Consider the following 10,669-nt stretch of genomic DNA (forward strand, 5'->3'; position numbering starts at 1 on the left):
GCAGCTTGGACTATTGGCCCTTTTTTAATGAGATGGTAAAACTGGGAAGTATAGGAAAATTACTTAGCATAAGCGTGCTTCCTAATTTGATAGTATTCCTAATTGCTATTAATAAAGAGCGTTTATTGGCAGCCAGGGGAATTGTTACCGCTACCATTATATATGCTGTGGTTATTATTGCAATACGTTTATTAGTCTAACTCCTAAGGACACAAAATTACATGCGTTATTATATTATAGCCGGTGAAGCATCTGGCGATTTGCATGCCTCAAATCTGATGAAAGCCTTTAAAGAACAAGATTCGGAGGCTGAGTTCAGATATTGGGGTGGTGATTTAATGAAAGAGCAGGGCGGAACATTGGTACGCCATTACAAAGATACGGCCGTTATGGGCTTATGGGACGTATTGATGAATCTGAACTCCATTAAGAAGAACTTTAAGCTCTGTCAGGATGATATTTTGAATTACCAGCCCGATGTGTTGATATTGGTCGATTATGCCGGCTTCAATTTGCGAATTGCAAAGTTTGCACATGCGCATAATATTCTTACATACTATTATATCTCACCAAAGGTATGGGCATGGAATCAAAAACGGGTGAAAAAAATCAAAGCCAGTGTTGACCGTATGTTTACCATCTTGCCTTTCGAGACAAAATTCTTTCAGGAACATGGGGTAGAGGTGCAATATAGTGGCAACCCGGTGTTAGATGCTATTGATAATCGCGAAAATAAAGATGAAACATTTGAGAGCTTTGTGGAACGTAATCAATTAGATAAGCGTCCTAAGGTGGCCTTGCTGGCCGGAAGTCGTAAAGGAGAGATTTCACATAACCTGCCCGATATGCTGGAGATGGTTGATCGATTCCCAGAGTTTCAGTTTGTGATAGCAGGTGCGCCCTCATTCTCGATCGAAGAATATAAGCCTTTTATTAAAGAAAAGGATGTGGCTGTGGTATCAGGGCAAACCTACCAGTTATTGCAACAGGCCCGAGCTGCTTTGGTTACATCAGGAACTGCTACATTAGAAACAGCATTGCTCAATTGCCCACAAGTAGTTTGTTACAAAATGTGGGGAGGAAAATTTACCGACTTTGTAGCCAAAAAGATCTTGATTAAAGTGCCTTATATATCATTGGTTAACCTGGTATTGGATAAAGAAGCTGTACTCGAATTATTCCAAAATGATTTTTCGCTGGAGAAGCTGCAAAGTGAACTGACTCAGTTATTAGATGATAGTCAGAGAAGAATTACAATGCTTGAGGATTATCAAGAACTGCACAAACGAATGGGAGGGCCAGGATCCAGTGCAAGAACTGCACAGTTGATGCTTGAAGCCTTAAAAAAAGATAAACAAAACTGATTTGGTACTATCGGCTTAAATAAGAGAAGAATATGTACGCCATTTTTAAACGGGAATTAACAGCTTTTTTTAGTTCAATCACAGGAGCATTGGTTGTTTCGGTATTTCTATTGCTAACAGGATTGTTTTTGTGGGTTATCCCCAACGAATTAAATATTTTCTATGGAGGATATGCCACACTTGAATCGCTTTTTTATATTGCACCATGGGTATACCTGTTTTTGGTTCCGGCTGTTACAATGCGATTGTTTGCCGACGAAAAAAAGATGGGAACACTTGATGTCTTGTTAACACGACCAGTCTCTGAAATGCAAATTGTATTGGGGAAATTTCTGGCTGGTTTCATAATGGTGTTATTATGCCTTCTTCCTACTTTTATCTATTTCTATTCGGTATACACTTTGGGTAATCCGGTTGGGAATATGGATATAGGAGGTACCTGGGGGTCATATATTGGCTTAGTGTTTCTGTCGGCTGTTTATGTAGCGGTAGGTGTTTTTGCTTCTTCTGTCAGCGACAACCAGATCATTTCATTTATGATTGCTGTATTCCTGTCGTTTATGTTATATTCAGGTTTTGATGCGTTGGCTGATATTCCGGCACTTAGCAGCTATCGAGATACTATCACCTATCTGGGTATAGATAGTCATTACCGTTCATTAAGTCGTGGTGTTATTGATTCTCGAGATTTGGTGTACCTCTTATCACTTGTGTTTTTCTTTTTATTTCTAACCAAGCTTTCATTACTTCGGTATAAGCGATAATTACCAGTTGGTTGATTATGAGTATAAGTATTAAACATTCCAATAAATTAGTACAACTGGCTGTTGTTTTATTTGGTCTTGTGGCTATTGGCTGGTTAAGCCAGCAGGTGTTCTTCCGGATTGACTTGACATCAGAAAAGCGATACACTTTAACCGAAACTTCGCGTCGCTTTATGCAGGATTTGCCATCTGATATGTTTGTGAAGGTCTATCTCGATGGAGAATTAAATACCGGATTCAGGAGGTTATCCAATGCAACTAGAGAAATATTGGAAGAGTTTAAGTCTGAGGCAGGATCGCAATTATATTTTGATATGATTAATCCCGAAACCTATAGTGGTGAAGAAAAGAAAAAGCTGCTTGAGGAATTAGCTGAATTTGGCTTGGAACCACAAAGTGTTTTTGAAAATGCCGAAGATGGTCGTCAAATACAATCATATGTTTTTCCATATGCGATGGTCAGTTACAACGATCGTGTGGTAGCTATCAATCTTCTTGATAACCTGCCATCGCGAAGTGGTTCTGAGAATTTGAACAGCTCGATAGAGGGGCTTGAGTTCAAATTTACTAATGCTTTTCGTAAGCTGCTTTCTGATGAAAAACAGCGTATTGCCTTTCTTGAAGGGCATGGTGAGCTCGATGAACTAGATGTTATTGAGGCGACAGATGCACTTTCGGCTTATTACCAGGTTGACCGCGGGCAGATAGGTGATGATGCTTCTGTATTGGCTCCTTATAAGGCGGTGATTATTGCTAAACCATCGAAGGCTTTTTCTGAGAAAGATAAGTTTGTATTGGATCAGTACCTGATGAATGGTGGCCGTTTATTATACCTGATTGATGCGGTTAATGTAACCCTTGATAGCTTGAGGCAATCACCACAGACTGTCGGATTATTTAATGATGTTAACCTTGGAGATCAGCTATTTAAATATGGTGTTCGTGTTAATCCTGTTGTGATAGAAGACATACAGGCAGGGCGTATTCTTATGAATGCACGGCCTAATGGTCAGCCTCAGTTGGTGCCAGTACCTTGGTTATATAGTCCCCTGTTATCCACTGCTCAAAATCACCCGATAACTCGGAGTATTAATCTGGTGAGGGCCAGTTTTTGCGGAACCATTGATACAGTTGGTATTGATTTAGATATTAAGCGGCAGGTACTTTTGCGTAGCTCTCAGTTCACGAAATTGAGTCAGACTCCGGTAATGATTAGCATGGCTGATGTCAATAAGCAACCTGATCAGAAAGATTTTAAATCACCATTTCAAACGGTGGCTGTTCTGCAAGAGGGAATTTTTCCTTCAGTTTTTGCTAACCGACAAGTTCCTGCTGATTTGAATAATGTTGGTAAGCGAAAGGACAGCAGCATACCAACACGAATGCTTGTGGTGGCGGATGGTGATATTATTCGCAATCCTGTCAGGTTTAAACAAAGTAATCCGCAAATTTTGCCTTTGGGCTATGATGAAGGCTCGCGTCAGGTATATGGGAATAAAGACTTCATTGTTAATGCCATTAATTATTTATGTGATGATGAAGGTTGGATGCAACTACGTGGTCGTCATTTAACCTTACGCTTACTCGATAAGCAAAAGATTGCAGCCGGAACGGCAGGATGGAAATGGTTTAATGTGGCTCTTCCAATACTAATCGTGTTGATGGGAAGCTTATTATTTGTATTTCTTCGTCATCGGCGCTATAGCAAATAAGAGAACTTTTCAGATTAGGTCTTTTTGTTATGATCAAATAAGTGGTATTTGGATTTTGTACTCCTTGTTAGGTTGACTTCATGAAGTTTATTAACCGGTGGATGAGTGATGCATATTGCTAGAATCTTCTACCGTCTTCCTGTGTTAATAACTAATGAAAAGTTACTTTAACGCTTATTTTGAGCACTTATGATTTTTTGTATCTTGCAGCTTGCGTTCGCATTCAATTAAAACAAAATGTAAATGCACCTAAATATCTGTTTTTTTGATATATTTGATAAAAACTAATAACAAAAAGAACGTATGAAATTTGTTGTTTCCAGTACAGAATTACTATCTCATCTGCAGGCCATCAGCCGCGTAATTAGTAATAAAAGTACACTGCCAATCCTTGATAACTTTTTATTCGACCTGAAAGACAATAAACTTGTATTGACAGCATCAGATCTTGAAGTAACAATGGTTACTTCCCTGGAACTGGATAATTCTGATGGGGAAGGTATTATTGCTTTGCCTTCGCGCATTTTATTGGAAACACTTAAAAAATTTCCTGAGCAACCATTGAATTTTGATATTAACATGGATTCGTTTGGTGTTAATATCATTACTGAAAAAGGTAAGTTCAGTATTGTGGGGCAGGATGGTGCAGATTTTCCTGAGCTGCCTAATTTAGATGCAGATAAGAGCTCAAGCTTGCAGGTAGGCGTTGATTTGTTAGAAGTTGGAATCAATAAAACATTGTTTGCTACTGCTGATGATGAGCTGCGTCCGGTAATGAATGGTATCTTGGTTGAGTTATCACCAGAGAACATGACCTTCGTTGCTTCTGATTCGCATAAGCTGGTTCGTTACCGTCGTTTGGATGCGACAACAGAGTTTACTGCTTCATTTATTTTGCCTAAAAAGCCGGCCGGATTATTGAAAAATGTATTGCCGAAGGAAACAGGCGATGTATCTATCGAATTTGATGATAAAAATGCCTTTTTCACACTTCCGAACTATAAGTTGGTGTGTCGATTGGTGGAAGGTAACTATCCAAGCTATAATGCTGTTATTCCGCAGGATAATCCATATAAGGTAATTATTGATCGTAGCGAATTTCATAATACATTAGGGCGTGTATCGATCTTCTCTAATCAGGCCAGTAACCTGGTTAAGTTAAAAATGACTTCGGGCGAGATGGTGGTGTCGGCACAAGATATTGACTTCAGTATTTCAGCACACGAACGTTTAAGCTGCCAGTACGAGGGTGATGAAATGGAAATCGGTTTTAAGTCAGGTTTCTTAGCCGATATTCTGGATAACCTGAATTCAACAGATGTTATTCTAGAGTTATCAGATCCATCGAGAGCAGGTATCTTATTACCATTTGAGAATGGCGAGAATGAAGATGAGCTGATGTTATTAATGCCGATGATGATTAATGTTTAATATTGTTTTTACTTTTATATTCGAGCCGTTGTTTCTTTAACAGCGGCTTTTTTATTTGGTCGAATGTTATGGAAGTCCGCTTTTACAGAGGTATGGGTGGCTTGCTTGTTAGTCAATAAAAAAGCGTATTTTTGTGCGCTAATTGGCAATAAAGGAGAAAATAGAAATGCAAAAGAAGAAAGTCGTAATTGGCCTGTCGGGAGGAGTTGATTCAAGTGTAGCAGCCTATGTTTTAAAAGAACAGGGCTATGAAGTGATCGGGCTTTTTATGAAGAACTGGCACGATACAACAGGTGTACTAAAAGCCGATTGTCCTTGGCTGGATGATCAGTTTGATGCACAGGCTGTGGCTATGAAGCTGGATATTCCATTCCATACCGTTGATTTGAGCGATTTTTATCGTCAACGTGTGGTTGATTATATGTTTAAGGAGTACGAGAAGGGACGTACACCAAATCCGGATGTTTTGTGTAATCGCGAAATCAAGTTCGATGTATTTATGGATAAAGCATTGGAGCTGGGTGCTGATTACGTGGCAACCGGGCATTATTGCCGTAAAGAAACAGTTGGTGTTAATGGAAAAGAAGTACATCGACTATTGGCAGGAAACGATGATAATAAAGATCAAAGCTACTTTTTGTGCCAGTTAAACCAGGAGCAGTTGGCTAAAGCACTTTTCCCGATAGGTGATATAGTTAAGCCTGAAGTAAGACGTATTGCCAATGAGTTAAACCTGATTACCGCGCATAAGAAAGATTCGCAGGGAATCTGTTTTGTCGGGAAAGTTGATTTGCCGGTGTTTTTGCAACAGAAGCTGGAACCTAAAAAGGGACGGGTATTTATTGTTGATCAGGACAGTGAGCTTTTTAAGCGTGATTGGAGTAAAGCAGAAGTAGATAATCCTTCCGATGAAGATCTGGAAGAATTATCAAAAGCTTATCCGTTTCATCCCAAGTATGGCAAAAAGATCGGGGACCATAACGGGGCACATTTTTATACCATTGGTCAGCGTAAAGGCCTGAACATAGGAGGTTTTCCTGAACCTCTGTTTATTATTGGAACCAATGTGGATTTTAACCAGGTGTATGCAGGAATGGGAAAGCAACATCCGGGGTTATTCCGTAAAGTACTACGAATCATGCCAGATGAAGTTCATTGGGTTCGCAAAGACCTAGCAATGAAAACAGGCGAATCGCGACGTTTGAATTTGCGAATTCGTTATCGTCAGCCATTGCAAAAAGGCGTACTGTATAGTCGTGAAAATGGTATGTTCCTCGTGTTTGATGAACCACAGCGCGGAATTACGGCCGGGCAATTTGCTTCGTGGTATGATGGTGATGAATTGATAGGTTCAGGTGTTATATCTTAATTAGAATGTATGAAGTCCTATAATCCCGAAATGCATACGGCTGAACATGTCTTGAATCAAACAATGATTCAGTTATTTGCTTGCAATCGTTCTTTCTCTAACCATCTGGAACGAAAAAAATCAAAGTGCGATTATCATTTTGAACGAGCCCTCACAAGTGAAGAGGAATCTGAAATTAATACAAGAGTGAATGAGGTTTTAGCTCGACATCTGGATGTGAAAGAAGAGGTTGTGAGTAGGGAAGAAGCTGTTAAATGTTTTGACCTCGAAAAACTGCCTGATGCATCAGGTGAGGAAATCAAGATTGTGAGCGTTGGAGATTACGATGCCTGTCCATGCATTGGTGAGCATGTAACCAACACAAAAGAGGTTGGCGAGTTTGTGTTAGGGTCAACCAGTTATGATGATGGAATCCTGCGAATACGATTTAAGTTGAAAAGACCCTTATAAAATTAAAAATGCCGCTCAAAACCGAGCGGCATTTTTAGTTCGCTATGACTAAATCAAAATGTAATTACTGGTAATCGTTTCAAAAGTAGTAAACTATTTTATTTAGACAAAATAAAAATAAGGGAAATTTCAATTTAGAATAGTAAGCCATGTTCAGCAATAGGAGGTTTATAGAATATCATCTTATCAGGTAAGTTGTTTTGCCGACATAATTGTTTAAAATAATTGTCCAATTCTCTTGTTTTGTTGGTGTAGCAACTGTATCTGTCGCCGAAGTTCTGAATATATTTCTCTTTTAACCCAGGTATCCTTTTATCAAGTTGCTGGTAAAAGTACTCTCTGTTTCCTTCTCTAAGTGTCATTCCAAAACCACCTATGATGTATCGTGCACCAGCTTCTTTAGCTTTTATGACAATCTGTTTGATATTTTCTTTAGTATCGGTGATAAACGGAATAACCGGCATTAGGGTAATACCGCAATAAATACCTGAATAAGAAAGTTCTTTAATCGTTTGAAACCGTTCTGATGACAATGGAGCATTGGGCTCTACCAATTGCCCTGTTTCATCTGATGACGATGTTATGGAAACCGAGACAGCGGCATATATTTTTGAAATAGCTTTAAGAATATCTATATCACGAGTTACCAGAGTTCCTTTGGTAATAATGTGTACAGGAAATCGATGAAGATTAACGATCTCAAGTGCTTTCCGTGTTAATTGATGTTTGGCTTCCAGAGGCATGTAACAATCATTCATTGAGCCGAAACCAATAGTTCCTCGTTTCTTCTTAGAGCGCAATTCTTTGTGTAAAAGATCTATTGCATTATGCTTGATCTGAATATTATCGAAATCGTCAATCTGATAGCATTTGCTTCGAGAATCACAATAGATGCAGCCGTGTGAGCAGCCCCGATAAAGATTTATAGTATAGGATGTGTCAAACCAAGGATCAGCTTTTGAAGCAGAGCCGCTTAATATTGTCTTCGCTGAAATTAACCGTGTCACTTAAGCATTTTGGGTGTGGCAAACCATTCTATTTTACCTTCACGCGCGTTTATGTTTTCCCAATTGTCTACATCAAAAGAAATTGCAATGGTGCCTGTTGTTGGAAAGTGAAGGTAGTCGCTATCAGTTAAAGTAATTGCTGTCATGGCAATTTCCGGGTTATGTCCAACAATCATTATGTAATCATGATTGCCTTTGTACTGACCAAGAAAATTAATCAGTTCGGATGTTGTATAGCCATCATATAGAAACTGTTCATGAACGATTTCCTGTTTATTTATACCCAGTTTTTTAGCAAAGATCTCAGTAGTTTGTTCTGCTCTTGCAGCTTTGCTTGTAACCAATAAATCCAGTTGAATGCCTCGTTGGATCATATCGTCCGCGATTAATTTACTATCGTTGTAGCCCCTGGGTTTTAATTCACGTTCAAAGTCCGACTTTGAACTCATATAACCAATTTGTTCTGTTTTGGCGTGGCGAGTCAGTATCAGTGTCTTCATAACTTCTTATTTGCTGATTACCTTGTTCTTTTCTCTAATAATATTGTCAAGCTCCCATAAATACTGGTAAGAAGCCTGTTGAGCTCTTAAAGGTTTACCTTTGCTTTTAATAACAACATTATTAAGGTTTTTGTCAATACGCCGGACCTTGACATTGTCTTCTAATTGCATTTCAAGCATTGTCAGTATTTCAGCTTTTAATTCCGGTTGCTCGATAGGGAAGGCAGTTTCAATTCTACGGTTGATATTACGGTTTAACCAATCGGCTGATGATAAAAACATCTCAGTATCGTTATCATTACCAAATACCCATATCCTTGCATGCTCCAGGTAACTGTCCACCAGCCTTAATACGCGAATATTTTTGCTGAATGACTGATCAGGGACCAGACAGCAAATACCACGCACGATTAAATCTATTTTAACACCCGCCTGACTGGCCTCATAAAGTTTGCTGATGAGGTTTTTGTTCTGAATACCATTCATCTTAAGCAGAATGTATCCTTCTTTACCATTTTTGGCCAAATCAATCTCGTGATTGATCCGATTCATAATCTCCTTACGAAGATTGATTTGCGTGATCAATAGTTTGTTTAGCTTTGGTTTTACACTTTGATCTTCAAGATAGTGGAATAAAGCCTCCATATCATCAAGATAGGCATCGTTACAGGTGAAAAAGCCATGATCGGCATATAACCGCGCTGTTTTTTCGTTAAAATTACCTGTACTTAAGTAAGCAAATGAACGTTTACGGATACCATCGGCCCTGCGAATTGCTAAAGCCATTTTAGCATGTACTTTTAGTCCGGGGATGCTAAATATGATCTTAATGCCGGCCTTTTCCATCTGGCGAGCAAAATAGAGGTTGTTGGCTTCATCAAATCGTGCCTTAACTTCTACAAAAACAGTTACTTTCTTTTTGTTATGAGCCGCAAAAATCAGTGCACCTACAACTTCTGAGTTACTGGCAACACGATACTGTGTCACTTTAATCTCATCTACTTTTTCGTCGGTGGCTGCTTCGCGTAAAAATTGTATCACATAGTCAAATGAGTGATATGGATAATGTAATACACGTTCTTTACGCTTAATTGCTTCAAACATCGAACCTGCTTCCTCCAGTTCGAATGGTCTAATTGGTTTTGGCACCTGCCACTCCAGGTTGGGTGCATATGGGTTTGGAAAAGAAAAGAAATCGTGCAAATTCTGATAACTACCAGTCTCTACTAATTCGATTGGTTTTATTTCAAACGACTTCATCAGGAACCTTAAAACATCAGCCGGTATTGATCTGTCGTGATATAAACCAGCTGGTGTACCAGTTTTTCTCAGCGCCAGATTCTTTCTGATCTTTTCAACCAGATTCCCCCAGAATTCATCTTCAATTCCCAAATCAGCATTACGGGCAATTTTTACACCCCAGCTGCCTACAACATCATAGCCGGGGAATAATTCAGGCAAACCATAACGAATAGCATCATCCAAAAACATAAAATGATGCTGGTTATCAACTTGGGGTAATTCAATAAATCGCTTATGGTCGTTGGTTGGTACTTTTATTAATGCATACCTGGCCCTTCTCTTTTTATTTTTTTTATCGCCTTTTTTACGCTTACGGTATAATTTAACAGCCAGGTAGAGGCGGTTATCACGCATAAAACTTCGTGTGCCTTTATTAAGTAGTACCGGTTGGCAATAAGGGATCAGTTCAGTATGAAAGAAGTCGTGAACAAACTGCATATGTTCGGCCCGATGTGAATAACTGTCGAGATGCAGAATGATGCCGTTTTTTTTCATAAGAGGAAGAATCTCCCCTTTAAATATTCTGCTATACTCAATCCAATGAGAGCTGACAATATTATTAATTTTCTCTAACGTTTCGCCCGCATGTGGTATGTCTGGATAACCCTCAGGAATAAGTGTAGCATTACGATATTCAGCTACTCTAACCTTGTAGAATTCATCCAGGTTATTAGAGTAGATAGCCAAAAACTTAAGCCTTTCAAATAGAGGAAGGCTCGTATCTTTTGCTTCTTCGAGTACACGGTGGTTAAAAGAAAGCCAACTAATGT

Annotated in this window: 10 protein-coding genes; 7 read left to right on the forward strand and 3 right to left on the reverse strand. The window is 39.0% G+C overall.

Annotation, left to right across the window (positions count from 1 at the left end):
• The 7 genes from AC4MRQ_RS22480 to AC4MRQ_RS22510 all read left to right on the forward strand — a co-directional run.
• Positions 1 to 200: hypothetical protein (locus AC4MRQ_RS22480; protein WP_491199973.1), on the forward strand; the 200-nt coding region annotated here is incomplete at its 5' end.
• A 21-nt stretch (positions 201 to 221) separates the two neighbouring features.
• Positions 222 to 1,364 (forward strand): lipid-A-disaccharide synthase, encoded by a 1,143-nt coding sequence (gene lpxB, locus AC4MRQ_RS22485; RefSeq protein WP_491199974.1) that lies wholly within the window; start codon positions 222 to 224, stop codon positions 1,362 to 1,364.
• A 32-nt stretch (positions 1,365 to 1,396) separates the two neighbouring features.
• A complete protein-coding gene (gldF, locus tag AC4MRQ_RS22490; protein ID WP_491199975.1) occupies positions 1,397 to 2,128 on the forward strand; it encodes a gliding motility-associated ABC transporter permease subunit GldF in 732 nt (243 codons plus the stop codon).
• A gap of 17 nt (positions 2,129 to 2,145) precedes the next feature.
• Positions 2,146 to 3,840, forward strand: a complete 1,695-nt coding sequence (gene gldG / locus AC4MRQ_RS22495) for a gliding motility-associated ABC transporter substrate-binding protein GldG (RefSeq protein ID WP_491199976.1) — start codon at positions 2,146 to 2,148, stop codon at positions 3,838 to 3,840.
• Positions 3,841 to 4,143: 303 nt separating this feature from the next.
• Entirely contained in the window at positions 4,144 to 5,271 is a 1,128-nt protein-coding gene (gene dnaN, locus AC4MRQ_RS22500; RefSeq protein WP_491199977.1) for a DNA polymerase III subunit beta, read from the forward strand.
• Positions 5,272 to 5,437: 166 nt separating this feature from the next.
• Positions 5,438 to 6,640 (forward strand): tRNA 2-thiouridine(34) synthase MnmA, encoded by a 1,203-nt coding sequence (mnmA, locus tag AC4MRQ_RS22505; RefSeq protein WP_491199978.1) that lies wholly within the window; start codon positions 5,438 to 5,440, stop codon positions 6,638 to 6,640.
• Between the two features lie 9 nt (positions 6,641 to 6,649).
• Positions 6,650 to 7,090 (forward strand): alanyl-tRNA editing protein, encoded by a 441-nt coding sequence (locus AC4MRQ_RS22510; protein WP_491199979.1) that lies wholly within the window; start codon positions 6,650 to 6,652, stop codon positions 7,088 to 7,090.
• 134 nt (positions 7,091 to 7,224) lie between these two features.
• On the opposite strand, the gene AC4MRQ_RS22515 is transcribed toward AC4MRQ_RS22510, so the two are convergent.
• From AC4MRQ_RS22515 to ppk1, 3 genes are all read right to left on the reverse strand, one after another.
• Positions 7,225 to 8,097, reverse strand: a complete 873-nt coding sequence (locus AC4MRQ_RS22515) for an SPL family radical SAM protein (RefSeq protein WP_491199980.1) — start codon at positions 8,095 to 8,097, stop codon at positions 7,225 to 7,227.
• Complete coding sequence (locus AC4MRQ_RS22520; protein ID WP_491199981.1) at positions 8,094 to 8,597, reverse strand: SixA phosphatase family protein; 504 nt, start codon at positions 8,595 to 8,597, stop codon at positions 8,094 to 8,096. Before AC4MRQ_RS22520 ends, AC4MRQ_RS22515 begins: the two co-directional genes overlap by 4 nt.
• A gap of 6 nt (positions 8,598 to 8,603) precedes the next feature.
• The coding region (gene ppk1, locus AC4MRQ_RS22525) for a polyphosphate kinase 1 (RefSeq protein WP_491199982.1) at positions 8,604 to 10,669 on the reverse strand (2,066 nt) is incomplete at its 5' end.

The organism is Carboxylicivirga sp. (assembly GCF_982718395.1).

Coding starts and splice junctions, on each gene's coding strand:
- AC4MRQ_RS22520 (WP_491199981.1), bottom strand. CDS start 8,597: ATGAAGACACTGATACTGACTCGCCACGCCAAAACAGAACAAATTGGT.
- dnaN (WP_491199977.1), top strand. CDS start 4,144: ATGAAATTTGTTGTTTCCAGTACAGAATTACTATCTCATCTGCAGGCC.
- AC4MRQ_RS22510 (WP_491199979.1), top strand. CDS start 6,650: ATGAAGTCCTATAATCCCGAAATGCATACGGCTGAACATGTCTTGAAT.
- gldG (WP_491199976.1), top strand. CDS start 2,146: ATGAGTATAAGTATTAAACATTCCAATAAATTAGTACAACTGGCTGTT.
- gldF (WP_491199975.1), top strand. CDS start 1,397: ATGTACGCCATTTTTAAACGGGAATTAACAGCTTTTTTTAGTTCAATC.
- mnmA (WP_491199978.1), top strand. CDS start 5,438: ATGCAAAAGAAGAAAGTCGTAATTGGCCTGTCGGGAGGAGTTGATTCA.
- lpxB (WP_491199974.1), top strand. CDS start 222: ATGCGTTATTATATTATAGCCGGTGAAGCATCTGGCGATTTGCATGCC.